Raw genomic sequence first — 18,982 nt, 5'->3', positions numbered from 1 at the left:
CCTATTTCAAATTACCGATAATTGCATTATTGATTGGCGCAAACTTTTCACTAAAAATAGTATCGCGATATTCTTTAAGCCCTGTATAAATGACGCGAACTTCGCCATTTTTCGGGATATTTTGATCTGCAAAAATTGGTATCGTCGCCGTTGTTGTTTTTAGCTCAGGGTAAATACTAAAATCGTTTAACATTGCGATCTTTTTCTCTGTATCCGCTCCTTTTTGCTTAAAGAAAACTTCTAACTTGCCAAAAGAACTAAAGTCACCCTCTCGCTTAATTTCAATCTCAAGCGCCTTTTTTTCTGGGCTATGTATAAGCTGTAAATTGCTAATATTAACATTAGGTTTTTCAGCGCCTTTTCGCAAAATAACAGGAATAGTGTAGCTTAAGAGTAAGTTTACCTTAATGCCTAGTCTCTGTTGCTGACTTTGAGCTTCATTAGGGAGTGCTTTAAAGGCTAGATGAGATCGGTATTCCTGCTCTGTTAAACCTTTCGGTTTTCTAATAGCAAGCTTAACAATCTGCCTTTCTCCTGGTGCTAATCTAACTTGCGATGGGCTGATCCTAACCATGTTTTTAAGTGAAGATGAAATTTTTTGATCAGCCGCTAAATTAGCATACCCTCCGCCAGCTAGTGCAACTTTGTCTTGCCACTCCAACCTATAAGTTTTGGGTTCATTAGAGTTATTAACAACAATGACTTTAGCAACACGTTGGCGCTCATCAAAATTGATTCTTGTTGGAGAAATAAGTAAGTTTGCATAAGAATGAAAGCTAATTAAAATAAAGCTTACTAAGATAAAAAAAGTTTTTATTATTGTCATTTAATCAACATCTCTAGTTGTCTAATAATTTAGCGTCACTTCAATTGTAGTATCAAAGATGCCATCTTTATAAGTATTACCGTCACCTGAGGTACTCAATTGCCCCCCAACTCTCAATAACGCAGTCCCTGTGGTATCGGTTGTAATGGTCGCATTGTATATGAGTTGATTTAAAATCAGAGATGCACCACCGAAAATGTTATTTAAAGGTTGGTTGCTTACAAAGTCACTTACATTTACTTGAATACGTGCAGGGTATCCTTCAAGCAGCAATTCAGCTGCATGGCCTTTTTCAAGTAAATATATCTTATTGGTTAAGGTATTTGTATTACTAGGCAACAAAGTTATGGAGCTAATGCTTTGATTATCACTTATAACAATTTTACCAAAACTCAATGGCTCAAGCGGTGTTACCTGCGCGCACAAACCTGGAGTTAAGGAAGCTGCTAGTATGAATAAAATTAATTTCATAAAATAGCCTGCTTTATAATAAAGCAGGCTTTGCTCATTAATAGTTTAATTCTAATGTGAATGAGCCACTGTAAGTGCCATCAATGTAATCACTCGTAGGAGTAGTGGCATCTGTCGTTAATGTGGCACCAACATTAAATGTCGCTTCACCATTTGCGTCTACCTGAATGGTCGTTGTAGCAGCACTGTTAGGCGTCGCGCCAGTTAGCACATAATACGTTGGAGTACCCAAAGTAAATGCTGCAGTACCAGCAGGTGCTGCATCAGGTGAAATTGCAGTTTCTGTCGGATTTGTAATTGTCAGTGAACCGAAAGGAGACACGCCAGAAACAGAAAAAGAAGCTGGTGCACCTGGTACTAAAATTGCGATTTCAGCATCGGCAATCGATGTAGAAGCAGTTGTAGGTGAGGTCGCTGGATTTGCGGCTAAAACAAGGGTAGCCGTCTCAGCTGCTGCTAAATCTGCTGAGGCACGAATTGTTCCAAAATCTAGTGCAGAATCGTTAGTCAAGGTAAAAGCATTTTGAACTGTAACACCTGCTTGAAACGAAACTGATTCAGCTGCAGCGCCGAAAGAAAGAACAGCCATTGATGCAGCTAATGCTGCTTTAGTAAATATTTTGTTCATAGTTTTCCCTTAGATATAAAGTATAAACCTGTCAGTCAGGTTATGTTAAGTATCGGCCAAAATCACTAAAAAGTTAGAAAATATTTACTTTATTTTGATTTATAATAACAGGATGCAAAAATAAACGTAAAAAACCTTAAACATCCTCTAAAAATGCCGCTAAGGTACATTTATTACCCATCTTATAAAAAAATAAACACAGCTGCGCTGCTTGCTGTTGATTTTTTAGCGGGCCTGCTACAACACTATAAAACGTTGTTGATTCCTTTTGTTGCTCATTAATGCGGTATTGTAAAATACTGTTCAATTGAGGATATTGCTCTTTTAGTCGCTGTACTTGCCTTTTGGCTCCGTTAGAAACTAAATAACGTCCAATTTGCACACCGTAAATTGCTTTGTTTGTACTGATAGTGTTATCGGCTAAGGCAGTTTCTGATGAGAGTTGTAAAGATTGCTTAGAGCCATATTCAACACGTTTTACCTTCTCTTTCAACGGCTCTGGTACGGTATCAATATCTGTTTGTGCAGAAAGAGCTTGAATCAGTAATGATAAGTCCTCTTCCATGGTGCTTAAACGCGCTATTTGCTCTTTGTTGTTATCCCATTGCTCTAAGTAAGGTTTTATATCTTTTTCACGCACAAGCTTGTCGCTTTGTGAGTCGGCGGGCATTAGCTGGTTGCTACAACCAGCTAATGCAAAGGGTATTAGTAATATTATTAAACGAAGTTTCACTTTAAAGCACCTATTACAAAAAACTAGCTCTAGCTATTATGCAATAAAAGCGCCAAATAAATAATTTATAATCTAATTGGTTTGTCAGTGTAGTTACTCACAAAGCAATCAACTTTATAAAATTTAAATACCTCACAATCATCCTCGGCGCTCTTAAAGTTATAGTATTCACCTAACTTTAATCGGTAATAGGTTTTATTATTGACCTTGGCTTTTTCCACGTTAGTAGTAATTTTATCTCTGAATAGAGGCGCCGCTTTTCTATTAATTTTCTTCCACTGCTTAGCAACACTCTCTTCTGAATCAAGCGAAGCTACCTGCAAAGCAAATACCTTTCTATTAGTATCAACCATTGCCACTTTTGTTGCCTTCGATATTTTAGAAGCGACCTTTTTATTCATCCTTGGATTAATAGCTTTTACTGACGAACGAACAGAGCGGTTACTGTAACTTTTTGGAGGGGCTGTAATCATTTTTTTAGGCACACTTGCATGGCGACTGTTGTATCGCTGATTTTGTAGAGCGTCCCTATTAGTTGGTTTTGCGTAGCGATTACTATATCTTTGCTTTGGGCGCTCAACTTTATCTGACGTGCTTGCGTAGTTATTACCATACCTGAGGTTTGGCGATGTATTAGCCTTAATTGATGAGCGTGCATAGCGATTGCTAACAGCCTGATTTGATTGCGCTATTGCTTTACTATTAATAATATCTAAATTATCAACTAAATATGTAAGCTCGCGTTCTAATTTTAATAGCCGCTCAATACCAGAGCGCGCCTGTTGCCATTGCAAAGCGGCATCTTTTAGCTGTGCAAGCTCAAGTGCGGTAATGGTTACATATTCAGGAGAATCTTTAACTTGTTCATTTAACGTAGTTTTATCTGGCGATATAGTACAGCCACTCCCAATTAACATGAGTAACGCTATAACTAAATATCGGTGATACTTTATGCTGCATTCACACATTGATTGTTTCTCTTTCAACAGTTTAGATCGCTAAATTGAGCCAATTTACAATTGGCCTAATAAAGAACGTTAACTACAAAACAACTTTAGTTAACATAAAGCTTACATTACAAACCCAGATCTGTCTGTATAACTGCAAAAATAGTTATAATTAAAGTCCTGAAAAAGCGACTTTACAATCAAAAAAAAAGCGCCATATAGGCGCTTTAAATAAATAAAGAACTGATTAGATTAACGTTTTAATAAAGGTCTTAAGCTCATCAGCAAATTCATCGCGGCGTAAGGCAAATTCAATCGTCGCCTTCAAATAACCAATTTTACTACCACAATCATGGCTTCGGCCTTTGATAGCATAAGCGTCTACTTTTTCGTTTTGCATAAGCATCGCAATTGCATCTGTTAGCTGAATCTCATCACCAGCACCTTGTGGTGTTTTAGCTAATAATGGCCAAATATTTTTACTCAACACGTAACGACCAACCACAGCAAGGTTTGAAGGTGCCTCGTCAACGGGTGGCTTTTCTACCATACTCTTAATGGGTGAGCTTTCACCTTGGTTTAACTCAACATCACCTAAATCAACAACACCAAATTTATCTACGTCATCTTTAGGAACTGGTTCAACCATAATTTGACTGTGTTTACTTTGCTCAAAACGAGTGATCATTTCCGCTAAATTATCTTTTGTTAAATCACTTTCCACTTCATCGATAATAACGTCAGGTAAAATAACCACAAAAGGTTCATCCCCTATAATAGGGGCAGCACAGTTAATAGCATGACCTAACCCTTTTGCCTCACCTTGACGCACATGAATAATCGTCACGTCGTTAGGGCAAATAGACTGTATTTCGGCAAGTAATTGCCGCTTTACACGTTTCTCTAACGTAGCCTCTAATTCAAAGCTAGTATCGAAATGGTTTTCAATTGAGTTTTTACTCGAATGGGTTACTAACACTATCTCTTTGATGCCAGCGGCAACGGCTTCGCTCACAACGTATTGAATTAGTGGACGGTCTACAACTGGCAGCATTTCTTTTGGAATTGCTTTAGTGGCCGGTAACATACGTGTTCCAAGGCCCGCTACAGGGATCACTGCTTTCATTATGCTCTCCTTATTTTTTAAACTGAAAATGGGTACTGAATCGCTTCATGGCATTGATAGCCAACCACCTCAAAGTCATCACGTGTTACCCATGTTTCTATATCTTCGAGTGATTTAATCTCTGGGTTGATTTTTAATTGGGGAGAAGCAAATGGCTCACGCTTTAACTGCACATCTCGCATTAAATCGAGCTGGTTTTCATAAATATGAGCATTGGTAATTTTATGATATGCCTTACCCGCTTTATGGCCGGTAATTTGGGCAACTAATGCAAGTAATACAAAACATTGAATTTGATTAAAATTAAGTCCTAGTGGAACATCACAACTGCGTTGATATGAGGTTAAATACAGGGTATCGCCCAATAATGAAAAGGTATGTGTGTGCATACATGGGCGCAAGCAACCAAGTTCAAATTCACCAGGGTTGTAAAATGTAATAATTTCGCCGCGATCATCTATGCCATTTTTTAAATTATTAATGACCTTTGCCAGTTGATCCAATGTTGAACCATCAGGGCGTTGCCAGCCACGTCCTTGAACGCCATAAACGCGCCCCATATCATCCTCACCTTTACGGTTAGGATTATTGAGCCAGGCACTATTTTCATTGGCGTTAGCATCCCAGGTTTTACAGCCTATACTACGAAACTGCTCAGCACTGTCATAGCCTCTTAAATAACCTAACAATTCAGCAATAGCCGCTTTGTAATAGCTCTTTCGAGTGGTGATCATAGGGAACTGATTATTCGCCACATCGTATTCTAAATCAGCGTTTATAACCGTTAAACAACGTGTACCGGTGCGTTTATTTTCAACCCACTGTCCTTGGTCAACAATGCGCTGACATAATTCTAAATATTGTTTCATCTAACTTCTTCTTTTAAACTTTTGCCGCTGTTTGCGATTGTGGTTGTTTATAGGCCCAAATAAGTAAGCCTAACCCGCCAATGATCATAGGTAACGATAGAATTTGCCCCATTGAAATGAAGTCGGCAAATAACCCCAATTGCGCATCGGGTTGGCGAAAATACTCAATACCAAACCTAAATACGCCGTAACCCAGTAAAAACAAACCTGACACACTTCCCGCAGGACGAGGACGCTTAATAAACCACAATAATATGACAAACAATACTAGACCTTCAAAAAAAGCTTCGTAAAGTTGTGATGGGTGGCGTGCAAGCGGGCCTCCAGTTGGAAATACCATTGCCCATGGAACATCGGTAGTGCGGCCCCATAATTCGCCGTTAATAAAGTTACCTATACGCCCGGCAAGTAAACCAACTGGCACTAAAGGTGCTACAAAGTCACCGACTTGCAATAAGGACTTTTTACGCTTATAAGCAAAAATAGCAATCGCAGTGATCACCCCAAGTGTGCCACCATGAAACGACATGCCACCTTGATCGATTCTAAATAAATATAAGGGGTTTTCGATAAAATAACTAAATTGATAAAACAGAACATAACCAATACGTCCACCTAATATAACGCCCAGCATGCCGTAAAAGAGTAAATCACTGACTTCGTCTTTAGTCCAACCCGACCCTGGTTTTTTAGCTTGACGATTAGCAAACCACATCGCAAACGCAAAACCAATTAAGTACATTAACCCATACCAACGAACGCTAAGTGGTCCAACAGAAAATATTATTGGATCAATTTGAGGAAACTCCAGTGCCATAAAAATAAACCTTTAGCTAAAAACCATTTTAATAGCGATGAAAACCAGTAACATCGCGAAAACTTTCTTAATTGTATTCACAGGTAAGTAATGTGTTGCCTTAGCCCCAATAGGCGCTATAAACCATGAGGTAACAACAATCCCAAATAAAGCAGGTAGATATACAAACCCCATAAAACCATGCGCTAAGTCCGTTACATGCCACCCAGCGCTGATGTAACCGATAGACCCAAAAAAGGCAATTACAATACCACATGCAGCAGCGCAACCAATTGCCTTTTTAATATCAACCGAAAAATAATGCAACATAGGCACAAGTAATGCACCGCCACCAATGCCAATTAATCCAGACAAAGCCCCCATTACCGAACTAACACTAGCTAGCACGGGGCCTGCGGGCAAAGGGTGTTCTGCGCTCACTTTATTACGAGCAGAAAGTACCATTCTCATTGCAATAAAAACTACACTGACGGCAAACACCGTTCTTAACATTTTCTCAGGGATAAAGCTGGCAGCAAAGCCACTTACCAATGCACCAATGGCCACGCCCGACATAACCCAAGGAGCAATTTTCCAAGGCACATTATCATTTTTATGATGAGCCAACGCTGAAGAGGTAGAAGTAAATAAAATAGAGGCTAAAGATGTTGCAATGGCGATAACTAACACATGATCGGCAGCGGCAACGTCAAAACTAAGTAGCAAACTACTTAGCACTGGCACAATGATTAAACCACCGCCTATGCCTAGTAACCCTGCTAAAAAACCAACAATGCAGCCTAACAGCGCACAACTTGCAACTAGAAGTCCTAGTTCATACATAGTTATCTCTAATACATTTAATTATAAGTATATTTTAATTGATTATATAAACAATTACAGTTCTATCATTTTGGTGTATAAAATAAATTACCTAGCTGATGCTCTATCATAAAACTACGAGTTAACCGCAGTACTTGTTTAGCGTTGGGCTGTGCCAAACATTCGCTCAGTAATTGTTCCATGTCGCTTACATTTAAGCGCCTTAGCACCCACTTCACTTTGTTTAGTGACGATAAGTTCATGCTTAAACGCCTATAACCCATAGCAATTAGTAATATTGCGCCCTCGGGGTCGCCACCAAGCTCCCCACATAAACTAAAGGGCAATTCATAGTGCTCACACTCGCTGGCAATATTATTTAATACACGCAACACGGCTGGATGGTAGGGATTAAATAAATCGGCTACGCGTGCATTTGCTCTGTCTACGGCTAATAAATACTGAGTTAAGTCGTTACTACCTACTGAGCAAAAATCGACTTTTCTAGACCACTCTGGCAGCATAAATACACTTGAAGGCACCTCAAGCATAATGCCAATATCGGGCCTTTCTATTAGTTGCTCAGGAAACGCTTCACTTAACTCATAATAAGCTTGGTTAAACAATGCCAGTGACTCTTCAACCTCATCAGTGCCACTGATCATCGGCAGCATTATTTTTAAATTACCTAAGCCAATATTCGCTTTTAGCATCGCTTTGAGTTGATCTAAAAAAAGCTCAGGATGATCTAAGCTAATTCTAATACCTCGCCATCCTAAAAATGGGTTTTCTTCGGTAATGTTAAAATAATCTAAAACTTTGTCGCCACCTATATCTAACGTTCGCATAACAACGGGGTTAGGGTAATAGCTACTTAGTACTTCTCGGTACCAGTTTTCTTGTTCTTGTTGCGATGGAAACTGCCCCTTTTGCATAAACCATGCTTCGGTTCTGTAAAGGCCAACACCATCACAAATATGGGCACTATTTTGTTGGGTATTAAGCTCAAGCCCTGCATTAAGTAATAAACTAATATGCTCACCGTCTAACGTGATTGCAGGCAGTGCTTGTTCTTCTAAAAACCGATTATTGAGTAAGTTATCTTGGTGTTGTAATTCGGTATACTCATCAATAAGCATTTGCGAAGGCGAAATATATAAACGCCCAGCAAAAGCATCTAAAATCATTTCTTTACTATCAAACTGCAATAGCGGTAAATCTTCAATACCCCAAATCGCAGGCACGCCCATAGCACGGGTTAAAATAGAGGCATGGCTATTGGCTGAACCATTAATACTCACAACCCCCGCTAAACGCTCATTGGGCACCTCAGCTAACATAGCTGGCGTTAGTGTGTGCGCTATTAAAATGGTGTTTTCAGGGTAGTCTTTTATTGCGTGTTCGGTATTCACTAAGTGATGCAGCACTCGTAAGCCAATGTCTTTAACATCAACCGCACGCTCTTTAATGTAAGGGTCTTGCATTTCGTTGAACTGTGCAACTAAACGTTCAATCACAATTTTTAATGCACTTTTTGCACACCACCCTTCTTGTAATTGTGTCTCTACATTATGACCTAAACTTTTAGCATCTAGTAATTGCTGATATACATCAAATACAGCCAACGCCTCTTGCGGTATGCTGTCACTTAACGTCATCGATAAGGTGCTAAATTCTTTGCGCGTAGCAGCAACTGCTTGGGTGAATAAACGACGCTGTTCAATAACATCGTTATTTTTAGTAAGTTCTATGGATTTAAAATTAAGTTTAGGAATAACAACAAAAGCTTTACCAATACTTATACCAGGTGCGCTAGAAACCCCTTTTAATACCGATGTTTGATGGGAAGACTCATCTTGGCGTAATACTTCTTTTATTTCAGCGTGGGCTAATTGCGAAGCTAACTGCGCAGAAAGCGTAATTAAAAAAGACTCCTCATCTTGAGAAAATACCCGCGCCATTTTCTGTTGAACAACAATAACACCTAACACTTTTTTTTGATGAACAACAGGCACAGACAAAAAGGCGTTATAACCTTCTTCGTTAACTTCTGGGGAGAGTTTAAAACGAGGATGCGACTTGGCAAAGGCAATGTTAATTGCTTCTTCACGCTGAGCAACAAGCCCAACTAAACCCTCGGTAAAGCCAATTCTAAATTTGCCCACCGCATCAGGGTTTAACCCTTCGGTAGCCATCAGTACAAAATTATCTTGGCTGTAATCTGCAAAATAAATGGAGCAGCACTGGGTATTCATGGCATCTTTTACCATTTTCACAAAGCACACTAACGCGTCGTCTAAATTCGCTTGTTGCGAAACAGACTCAGCTATCGCTCTGAGTGTTGCCAGCATACACTGCTCCTTTTTATGTAAAACTACCTTTTATTTCGCCAGTGATCTTTTTGTTGCTCTCGCTTATTAAAGGGCATAGCAAAGGGAGCAAACTCTTTCATAACACGTCGATAAACGTCCCGTTTAAACGACACAACCTGTCTAACCGGGTACCAATAACTTACCCATCGCCAATCATCAAATTCCGGATGATGGGTTTTCAGTAAGTTAACATCTTCATCTTTACAGCGCAGTTTTAGTAAAAACCATTTTTGTTTTTGCCCAATACACACCGGACTTGAATCTCGGCGGATTAATCGTTTGGGTAATTTATAGCGTAACCAATGTTTTGAGCTTGCAACTATTTCTACATCTTCTGGTCGCAAACCTACTTCTTCGTGTAATTCACGGTACATAGTTTGTTCTGGTGTTTCACCATCATCAACACCACCTTGGGGAAATTGCCAAGAATGTTGACCATAGCGTCTGGCCCAAAACACTTGCCCCTGATTATTGCAAATTACAATTCCGACATTGGCACGAAAACCTTCGGCATCAATCACCTTAGTGCCTCATTTGTAAGTCGATTTTTTATGATTGTTCCACATTAGCTGCAATACGGCAAATACTATTACGTGCAAGCCTCGTTAACACCTTCGCTTAAGGCAAATTAATGGCGAAATCCATTCATGTGAATAACAAACAACACTGCCATACGTAAATACATAAAAACCACACTGTTTGTGCTGGTTACTCACAGCTTGTGCATAACTTTTGTAAAACACGCTCATTTAGCAAACAAATCCACAATACAAGATCAAAAAAGTGATGTTCTCCACAGAATCTGTGGATAAACATGTTTATACATCTGTATTTATCCTTACAACAATTATAGACCTTAATTAAAACTGAACACCAAAAACAAAAAAAACAATGTAGTTCAGTTACTTAGTTAATTTTAGCGTTTTAAAGCAGTGCATAAAATTGCACCAACCACGACACGTATAAAAATCAACCAACCGCTAAAGATATCCACTATCAAGCTAATTTGCTATCATGGCGTTGGTATTTATTCAACTAAATTAACAGTATGCAACCTTTAAAACCTCATTCAATTAATCAACTAATGCAACGTGTCAATAATATTGCAGGGCTCACACTTGGACAACTAGCACAGCAGTACCACTTTAAAACGCCAGATGATTTATTGCGTGAAAAAGGCTGGACAGGTCAACTGATTGAGTATGTATTAGGCGCAACCGCTGGTTCAAAACCGCTCCCCGACTTTGAAGATTTAGGCATAGAGCTTAAAACATTGCCTATTTCATATAAAGGTAAACCGCTAGAAACCACATTTGTGTCGGTCACCCCGCTAATGAATGTAACTGGCATGACGTGGCACACAAGTAGCGTACGTAAAAAGTTGAATCATGTTTTATGGTTACCTATTTTAAGTGAGCGCGATATCGCTCCTTTTGATAGAACCATAGGCAGTGGCTTTTTGTGGCAACCTTCCCCCGCGCAAGATGCACAATTGCAGCGAGACTGGGAAGAACAAATGGAGCTTATAGCTCTTGGTAGAATTGATGAAATCTCAGGTCATTTAGGGGATGTAATGCAAATACGACCAAAAGCAGCCAATAGCCATATTGTTACCGATGCAATAGGCCCAAACGGACAAATTATAAAAACTCTGCCACGTGGCTTTTACTTAAAAACCAGTTTTACGGGTGATATTTTAAAAAAGCAATTTCAGCTTTAATTGATGAAAAGTAACTAACGTTAGGCTTGTTTAACCTAGATATTCGCACTGCTTGCTTAACGCCCGTAGCTCGGTGCTCGTAGCCCGTTTCTTTGTCCCTTTTTTGCTATTTTTTACAAAAAATCCCCGCATAAGCGAGGATTTTTATAATCTTAAATATCAGATTCTGATTAGAGAATTACTGACCTTTAACTTCTTTTAAACCATTGTACGGTGCTTTAGCGCCTAATTGCTCTTCAATACGTAGCAATTGGTTGTACTTAGCAACACGATCTGAACGGCTTAATGAACCCGTTTTAATTTGACCTGCAGCAGTACCTACTGCTAAATCAGCAATAGTTGCATCTTCAGTTTCACCAGAGCGGTGAGAAATAACCACTGTAAAACCTGCATCTTTTGCCATTTTGATTGCAGCTAACGTCTCTGTTAATGAACCAATTTGGTTAAATTTAATTAAGATTGAATTGGCAATACCGTTATCAATACCGCGTTTTAAAATCTTAGTATTGGTTACGAATAAATCATCACCCACTAATTGAACTTTATCGCCCATTAGTTTGGTTTGGTGTGCAAAGCCATCCCAATCAGACTCATCTAAACCATCTTCAATTGATACAATTGGGTATTGCTCAGTTAAATCTTTTAAGAAGTGGTTAAACTCTTCAGATGTAAATTGCTTACCTTCACCTTTAAGGTCATAGATATTTGCTTCTTTGTTATAAAACTCAGAGGCCGCACAATCAAGTGCAAGGGTAATATCTTTACCAAGCTCATAACCGGCATTTGCAACAGCCACTTTAATAGCTGCAAGTGCAGCTTCGTTTGATGCAAGGTTTGGTGCAAAACCACCTTCGTCACCTACAGCTGTTGAATGTCCATCTGCTTTAAGTACCTTAGCTAGGCTATGAAATACTTCAGCACCCATACGCAATGCTTCACGGAAGTTAGTAGCACCTACTGGCTGAACCATAAATTCTTGAATATCTACTGAGTTATCAGCGTGCTCACCGCCGTTGATGATGTTCATCATTGGTAGTGGCATAGAGTAAACACCTGGCGTGCCATTTAAGTCAGCAATGTGCTCGTAAAGCTCTACTTTTTTAGATTGTGCAGCCGCTTTTGCGTTAGCAAGTGAAACCGCTAAAATAGCATTAGCACCTAGTTTTTCTTTGTTTTCAGTACCATCTAAATCAAGCATTACTTGGTCTACATCACTTTGAGCAAGTGCGTTTTGACCTTTTAGCGCTTCTGCAATTTCATTATTAATGAAGCCAACCGCTTTTAATACGCCTTTACCTAAGTAACGCGCTTTATCACCATCACGTAATTCTAATGCTTCGCGAGTTCCTGTAGATGCACCTGAAGGTGCAGCAGCACGGCCCCATGAACCATCAGCTAAATATACCTCAGCTTCAACAGTTGGGTTACCACGCGAGTCCATAATTTCACGACCGATTACTTTTACGATTTCTGACATCTTGATTCCTCTATATTCCCAAAATGGTGAGTGCGGCTAACCTGAGTTTGGCTAGCCTTAGAAACAAAAAAGGCCGCGCATCATGCACAGCCTTTTTATATTACGAAGACGCTTTTTGATAGGTATGAGCCGCAGCTACAAACCCTTCAAATAGCGGGTGACCATCACGTGGTGTTGAAGTGAATTCCGGGTGGAATTGCGCTGCAATAAACCAAGGGTGATCTTTATTCTCAATAATCTCTACTAGTTTTTTATCTTCAGATAAACCTGTAAAGCTTAAACCAGCTTGCTCAAGTTGTGCTACAAAGTTGTTGTTAACTTCATAACGGTGACGATGGCGTTCAACAATTTCGTCGCTACCATACACATCATGTACTTTAGAGCCTGGTGTTAAATGACATTTTTGTGCGCCTAAACGCATAGTGCCACCTAAATCAGATTTTTCGTCTCGTAATTCAACATTACCTTCAGCATCTAACCACTCAGTGATTAAACCAACCACTGGCGAGTCTGAGTTTGCGTTAAATTCAGTTGAGTTTGCATCAACTAAACCGGCAACATTTCGTGCGTATTCAATAAGTGCAACCTGCATACCTAAACAAATACCTAAGTAAGGCACTTTGTTTTCACGAGCATATTTAGCCGCTAAAATCTTACCTTCAACACCACGACCACCAAAACCACCTGGCACTAAAATAGCATCTAAGCGAGAAAGAACATCCGTTCCTTTGGTTTCTAAGTCTTGTGAATCAACGTATTGGATATTAATAGTTAAACGATTCTTCAGTCCCGCATGCTTTAATGCTTCGTTTACTGATTTGTATGCATCTGGTAATTCAATGTATTTACCTACCATACCAATTGTCACTTCACCCGTTGGGTTAGACTCTTGATACAATACTTGTTCCCACTCAGCTAAATCGGCTTCAGGCGCGTCTAAATGAAAACGACGACATACAAAGTTATCTAACTCTTGCGATTTTAATAACGCAGGGATTTTATAAATACTGTCTACATCAGGCAGTGAAATAACTGCTTTTTCTTCAACGTTTGTGAACAATGCAATTTTTGCACGCTCGTTATTTGGCAGCTTACGGTCTGAGCGACAAATAAGAATATCTGGTTGAATACCTACCGAGCGTAACTCTTTAACTGAGTGCTGAGTTGGTTTTGTTTTCACTTCACCGGCAGGGCCTAAGAATGGCACTAAGGTTAAGTGAATAAAAAGTGCGCGTTCACGACCAATTTCTGTACCCATTTGACGAATTGCTTCGATAAATGGTTGTGATTCAATATCGCCTACCGTACCACCAATTTCAACGATTGCTATATCATGGCCTTCTGCGCCATCATAAACACGTTGCTTAATGTCATTGGTAATATGAGGAATAACCTGAATAGTTGCGCCAAGATATTCACCACGTCTTTCACGACGTAGTACATCTTCATATACGCGCCCCTGCGTAAAGTTATTACGGCTGGTCATTTTGGTGCGAATAAAACGTTCGTAGTGACCTAAATCAAGGTCCGTTTCTGCGCCGTCTTCGGTAACGTATACTTCACCGTGTTGAATTGGGCTCATTGTGCCTGGGTCAACGTTGATGTAAGGATCCAGCTTTAGAATGGTAACATCTAAGCCACGGGCTTCTAAAATAGCGGCCAATGATGCTGCTGCAATACCTTTACCCAACGAAGAAACAACTCCGCCAGTAACGAAGATAAATTTTGTACTCATGCGAACCCTAGAATATCAGGAATTAAAAGGAATATAATACCCAAACAAGTGATTTTGGAATATAAACAAGACGGGGCGAAATTATACCAAAACATAGCTAAGCAATCCAGCTATAAATAGCAAATCTGTGCACAAAAAACAGACATTTTTTATGTCCCTATTTATTTAATTTTTTTATTGCATCCCATGCCGCATCCATTTCCTCTAAAGACGCTGACTCAATACATTTACCCTGGGCAATTAAGTAATTTTGCACCTTTTCAAATCGTGCAGAAAACTTATCGTTGGCACTACGAAGCAATTGCTCTGGATCACGTTTAACATGGCGCGCTACATTCACGGTAGCAAACAACAAATCACCTAGCTCTTCTGCTGTATGCGCTGAGTACGGGTTATGAGCTAAAGCTTCTTTCACTTCCTCAACCTCTTCACTCACTTTATCTATAGCTCCATGATAAGTAGGCCAATCAAAGCCTAAAGCGGCTACACGTTGTTGAATTTTTTTAGCTTTTGTTAAGCTAGGTAAACTATTTGGTATATCTTGCCAAAGTGTTGAGCTGTCATCTTGGGGTTTAGCTGCGCGCTCTTGTGCTTTTATTGCTTGCCACTGCGCGGCTAATTCGGCATCAGTTGTGGGTGTGTCTTGCGATGAAAATACATGCGGATGACGACGTATCAGCTTCTCATTTAACTGAGCCACCACATCATTAAAATCAAATAATTGCTGCTCTTGCGCTAGTTGCGCATAAAACACGATTTGAAATAACAGATCACCTAGTTCACCTTTAAGTTCATTTAAATCGTCGCGCTCAATACAATCAGCCACTTCATAGGCTTCTTCAAGAGTGTGATGTACGATTGACGCAAACGTTTGCTTGAGATCCCAAGGGCATCCGCCCTCAGGGTTTCTCAGTGTTTGCATTATTTCCAGCAGTTGGCTTAAAGCCTCATTGTTAGCCTGATTACTGCCCTCGTTTTGCACTGTGTACCCCTTCGATCTGATGTAGCTTAGACAGCACTTTGTTTGTGCCTTGTAAGTCATGCACTTCAATTTGCATCACAAAAATAGCAGTTTGAGTGCTATCAACCGTGTTTACGTTCATATTGAGCACATTAACTTTTTCATTGGCAAGTGCAGAACTGATGTCACGAATTAAGCCAGAACGATCACTGGCTTCAATACGAATAGTTAAGGCGTAAGAGCTACTAATATCGTCTGACCAACTCACTGAAATAACACGCTCGGGGTGCTTGTTTTTTAAATTACTAAACGAATCACAATCCTCTCGGTGCACCGCAATACCGCGCCCTTGAGTAATATACCCAATAATTTCATCCCCAGGTACTGGGCGACAACAACGAGCAACATGGCTCATTAAACTACCGACCCCATCCACCACAATACCGTTTTTGTCACCAGTCACTTTACTAGGCGATTTGAAACGAATTACCGGCTCATGCTCTGTTCTGTCGGTAATAAAGTTAAGCATTTGGTTAAGACGAATATCGCCTGCGCCAATGGCGACCATTAAGTCATCAAGTTCTCTAAAATTAAAACGCTTTATAGCAGGATCTAAATCTTTATAAGTTAGCTCTAATTTTTGTAATTCGTTATCAAGGATTTCTTTACCCGCACTTAAATTTTTATCGCGGTCGAGCTGTTTAAACCAATGGTGGATTTTGGCTCTAGCGCGAGACGATTTAATATATCCCAGCGACGGGTTTAACCAATCACGGCTTGGGTTTGGCTGCTTTTGGGTTAGTATTTCAACTTGGTCACCAGTGCTTAACTGATGAGTAAATGGCACTATTTTGCCAAATATTTTTGCGCCAATACATCGATGCCCTACATTGGAGTGAATGTAGTAAGCAAAATCAAGAGGCGTTGCCCCCAGTGGTAAGTCAAAAATATCGCCTCGAGGGGTAAACACATACACACGATCTTCAACCACTTGGTTTTTAAGCTCTTGTGCTAAATCGCTGCCATCAACCACTTCTTCTTGCCATTGCAGTAATTTACGCAACCAGCTAATTTTTTGCTCATAGCCTGAACCACGCCCTGGCAATGCGCCTTCTTTGTACATCCAATGCGCGGCGACACCCAGCTCTGCATCTTGATGCATGTCGTGTGTTCGTATTTGAATTTCAACGGTTTTACCCTCAGGACCAAACACAACCGTATGAATAGATTGATAGCCATTTTGTTTTGGGGTCGCAACGTAATCGTCAAACTCTTTATTTAAATGACGCCAATTAGTGTGCACTATACCTAGGGCGCCGTAGCAATCTTGTAATCGTTCAACCACAATTCGCATGGCACGTATATCAAATAGCTGATCAAACTCGTAGTTCTTTTTCGCCATTTTTTTATAAATGCTGTAGATATGTTTTGGCCTGCCGTACACCTCAGCTTTAATACCCGCTTCATGGAGGCGTTGTTTGACCTGTTCAACCATATCAACCATATACGCTTCACGGGCAAGGCGCTTATCATCGAGCTGCTTGGCAATGTTTTTATAAATATCGGGGTGCAAATAACGAAAAGCTAAATCCTCAAGCTCCCATTTTAATTGACCAATACCAAGACGATTGGCAAGCGGTGCAAATATATCAGCGGTCTCTTTGGCGGCAACTACTCGCTCTTCTTCTGCGGCATCTTTGACATTGCGTAAATGGCAAACCTGTTCGGCTAATTTAATCACCACAGCGCGCACATCTTCCACCATAGCAAGCAGCATCCGGCGAATATTATCGACTTGCACAGTGCCGTTGCCTTGATGAGCTAAGGTACTTATGGTAGCCATTTGTGACACACCTGTAAGCAGCACTGCAACATGATTGCCTAAATGCTCTTCTACCGCATCAATGCTCACTACATCATTTAAATAATAAGGGGTTAAATAGGCTGTGGCTAAAGAGTCAGCATCTAAATTTAACTCAACTAAAATCTCCACCATTTCTATAGCGGTATTTTGTCGCTCGCTGTTATCGCACGTTTGGCAAAGCTGCTGCGCTTTGTTGAGTAAGCTGATTTTTTCTTGAGACAAATCAAGAGATTCTACGCGTGAAAAAAAGTCACCCGCTTTATCATGTTGATGAGATTGACGTGTCGCTACCATAATGCGCTTTACCTCCGTTGAAATAACGCCATAGTTTCGATATGCCCCGTGTGAGGAAACATATTCATTAGCCCTATCTTGTTCAGCTCAAAGCCGGCTTGCGAAATAATAGCGCTGTCACGGGCTAAAGTAACAGGGTCGCAAGAAACGTATAAAATCGCTTTAAACTGCGTTAATGGAAGCTGTTCTAAAACTGCCATCGCACCAGTGCGTGAGGGGTCGAGTACTAAAACATCTAATTCTTTATTAAACCACGGCGCTTTTTTAATGCTCGTGGTTAAATCAAAACAATGAAACTGGGTATTAGTAATAGAGTTAGTGTGCGCATTTTGTGTTGCTAATGCAACCGCCGAAGTTACGCCCTCAATTCCTGTTACTGTTTTAGCTTGTTTGGCTAACACTAAAGAGAAGTTACCAATACCACAAAATAAATCCAGAACATTTTCATCGCCTTGAAGTGCTAACCAGTTTGCAGCTTGGATCAGCATCGCTTGATTTACACTCGCGTTAACCTGAATAAAGTTACTGAGCCCAAACTCAAACATTATATTTAACTGTTCAAGTTTATAAAATGGCATAGCTAAATGTGAATGATCAATAGTATCACTGTCACTTTGCCACACTAACTGCCAATTATGAGCTGCCACACTTTGCTCAACAAACGCCTTATCATGAGGTGAAATCGCTTTGGTATGGCGGATAACAATAAAAGATTGTTCATCAGCGGCACATAATTGTAAATGACTGATACTGTGTAGCGTCTTGTTTTGATTAATGACTTTATCAAATACATTAAATACATCGGCAAATACATCACTTAAAACTGGGCACTGATTAATACTAACAATACTTTTAGAGCCACGTGCTCTGTAGCCTACCCGCATTTTTTTTGCAGCCTTGTCGAGCATAACAGCAATTCGAGCACTGCGTCGATAATGAGTTGCTTGGCTTTGCAGCGGGGCTTGCCAGTTTAAATCGGTTAATTTTGCAAACTTGGCAAATAATTGATTCACCGCAGCTTGCTTTTCAATTACCTGTTGTGTGGTATCTAAATGCTGTAGCTGGCAACCACCACACTGACTGTAATGTTCACAAATAGGCGCTGTGCGATATTCACTAGCTTTAATTATTTTAAGCGTATCAGCTTGGCTGTAACGTGCTTTATCATCAACCAACTTGGCTTTTACTCGCTCACCAGGTAATGCACCACTAACAAAACACACTTTATTATTGTACTTAGCAATACCACGGCCATGGTGATCCATTGCTGTAATATCGAGTTCTAGCGATTGCTGTTGTAGTGGTTTTTTCTTTGCTTTAAATATTTGTGCCATGAGGCAT

The 18,982-nt window shown here is 40.0% G+C and carries 17 protein-coding genes; 1 reads left to right on the top strand and 16 read right to left on the bottom strand.

Going from position 1 to position 18,982, the window contains the following annotated elements; translation table 11 throughout:
* Position 1: 1 nt before the first annotated feature.
* The 11 genes from PUND_RS05875 to rppH all read right to left on the bottom strand — a co-directional run bounded on the left by PUND_RS05875 (position 2) and on the right by rppH (position 10,111).
* Entirely contained in the window at positions 2 to 826 is an 825-nt protein-coding gene (locus tag PUND_RS05875) for a fimbrial biogenesis chaperone (RefSeq protein ID WP_010387825.1), read from the bottom strand.
* 21 nt (positions 827 to 847) lie between these two features.
* The gene (locus PUND_RS05870) at positions 848 to 1,297 is read right to left on the bottom strand and encodes a DUF4402 domain-containing protein (protein ID WP_010387823.1); all 450 of its coding nucleotides are present in this window, start codon (positions 1,295 to 1,297) and stop codon (positions 848 to 850) included.
* Positions 1,298 to 1,334: 37 nt separating this feature from the next.
* Positions 1,335 to 1,925, bottom strand: a complete 591-nt coding sequence (locus PUND_RS05865) for a DUF4402 domain-containing protein (protein WP_010387820.1) — start codon at positions 1,923 to 1,925, stop codon at positions 1,335 to 1,337.
* Between the two features lie 136 nt (positions 1,926 to 2,061).
* Positions 2,062 to 2,658: an SPOR domain-containing protein gene (locus tag PUND_RS05860; protein WP_010387819.1), complete on the bottom strand. Its 597-nt coding sequence runs from the start codon at positions 2,656 to 2,658 to the stop codon at positions 2,062 to 2,064.
* 65 nt (positions 2,659 to 2,723) lie between these two features.
* Positions 2,724 to 3,575, bottom strand: a complete 852-nt coding sequence (locus PUND_RS05855; protein ID WP_010387818.1) for an SPOR domain-containing protein — start codon at positions 3,573 to 3,575, stop codon at positions 2,724 to 2,726.
* A gap of 277 nt (positions 3,576 to 3,852) precedes the next feature.
* Positions 3,853 to 4,731: a UTP--glucose-1-phosphate uridylyltransferase GalU gene (galU, locus tag PUND_RS05850; protein ID WP_010387817.1), complete on the bottom strand. Its 879-nt coding sequence runs from the start codon at positions 4,729 to 4,731 to the stop codon at positions 3,853 to 3,855.
* A gap of 17 nt (positions 4,732 to 4,748) precedes the next feature.
* A complete protein-coding gene (locus PUND_RS05845) occupies positions 4,749 to 5,600 on the bottom strand; it encodes a thymidylate synthase (protein ID WP_010387816.1) in 852 nt (283 codons plus the stop codon).
* 13 nt (positions 5,601 to 5,613) lie between these two features.
* Positions 5,614 to 6,417, bottom strand: a complete 804-nt coding sequence (lgt, locus tag PUND_RS05840) for a prolipoprotein diacylglyceryl transferase (protein ID WP_010387815.1) — start codon at positions 6,415 to 6,417, stop codon at positions 5,614 to 5,616.
* A 12-nt stretch (positions 6,418 to 6,429) separates the two neighbouring features.
* Positions 6,430 to 7,239 carry a sulfite exporter TauE/SafE family protein gene (locus tag PUND_RS05835; protein ID WP_010387814.1) on the bottom strand — a complete coding sequence of 270 codons (810 nt, stop codon included), beginning with the start codon at positions 7,237 to 7,239 and terminating at the stop codon, positions 6,430 to 6,432.
* A gap of 65 nt (positions 7,240 to 7,304) precedes the next feature.
* Complete coding sequence (ptsP, locus tag PUND_RS05830; protein WP_010387813.1) at positions 7,305 to 9,569, bottom strand: phosphoenolpyruvate--protein phosphotransferase; 2,265 nt, start codon at positions 9,567 to 9,569, stop codon at positions 7,305 to 7,307.
* A 23-nt stretch (positions 9,570 to 9,592) separates the two neighbouring features.
* Positions 9,593 to 10,111 (bottom strand): RNA pyrophosphohydrolase, encoded by a 519-nt coding sequence (rppH, locus tag PUND_RS05825; protein WP_008111786.1) that lies wholly within the window; start codon positions 10,109 to 10,111, stop codon positions 9,593 to 9,595.
* Between the two features lie 527 nt (positions 10,112 to 10,638).
* Between rppH and mutH the strand changes: the two genes are divergently transcribed.
* Positions 10,639 to 11,310, top strand: coding sequence for a DNA mismatch repair endonuclease MutH (mutH, locus tag PUND_RS05820; protein WP_010387810.1), 672 nt, complete (start codon positions 10,639 to 10,641; stop codon positions 11,308 to 11,310).
* A gap of 178 nt (positions 11,311 to 11,488) precedes the next feature.
* On the opposite strand, the gene eno is transcribed toward mutH, so the two are convergent.
* The 5 genes from eno to rlmD all read right to left on the bottom strand — a co-directional run bounded on the left by eno (position 11,489) and on the right by rlmD (position 18,975).
* Positions 11,489 to 12,787: a phosphopyruvate hydratase gene (gene eno / locus PUND_RS05815; protein WP_008111781.1), complete on the bottom strand. Its 1,299-nt coding sequence runs from the start codon at positions 12,785 to 12,787 to the stop codon at positions 11,489 to 11,491.
* A 100-nt stretch (positions 12,788 to 12,887) separates the two neighbouring features.
* Complete coding sequence (locus PUND_RS05810) at positions 12,888 to 14,522, bottom strand: CTP synthase (RefSeq protein WP_008111779.1); 1,635 nt, start codon at positions 14,520 to 14,522, stop codon at positions 12,888 to 12,890.
* A 157-nt stretch (positions 14,523 to 14,679) separates the two neighbouring features.
* Positions 14,680 to 15,504, bottom strand: coding sequence for a nucleoside triphosphate pyrophosphohydrolase (gene mazG / locus PUND_RS05805; protein ID WP_010387809.1), 825 nt, complete (start codon positions 15,502 to 15,504; stop codon positions 14,680 to 14,682).
* The gene (relA, locus tag PUND_RS05800) at positions 15,485 to 17,641 is read right to left on the bottom strand and encodes a GTP diphosphokinase (protein ID WP_010387807.1); all 2,157 of its coding nucleotides are present in this window, start codon (positions 17,639 to 17,641) and stop codon (positions 15,485 to 15,487) included. Before relA ends, mazG begins: the two co-directional genes overlap by 20 nt.
* An 8-nt stretch (positions 17,642 to 17,649) precedes the next feature.
* Positions 17,650 to 18,975: a 23S rRNA (uracil(1939)-C(5))-methyltransferase RlmD gene (gene rlmD, locus PUND_RS05795; protein WP_010387805.1), complete on the bottom strand. Its 1,326-nt coding sequence runs from the start codon at positions 18,973 to 18,975 to the stop codon at positions 17,650 to 17,652.
* Positions 18,976 to 18,982 lie beyond the last annotated feature (7 nt).

The organism is Pseudoalteromonas undina, assembly GCF_000238275.3.
In the GTDB taxonomy this organism is placed as follows: domain Bacteria; phylum Pseudomonadota; class Gammaproteobacteria; order Enterobacterales; family Alteromonadaceae; genus Pseudoalteromonas; species Pseudoalteromonas undina.
Note: the sequence above shows the minus strand (reverse complement) of the source record. Positions and strands in the feature narration are given on the sequence as shown.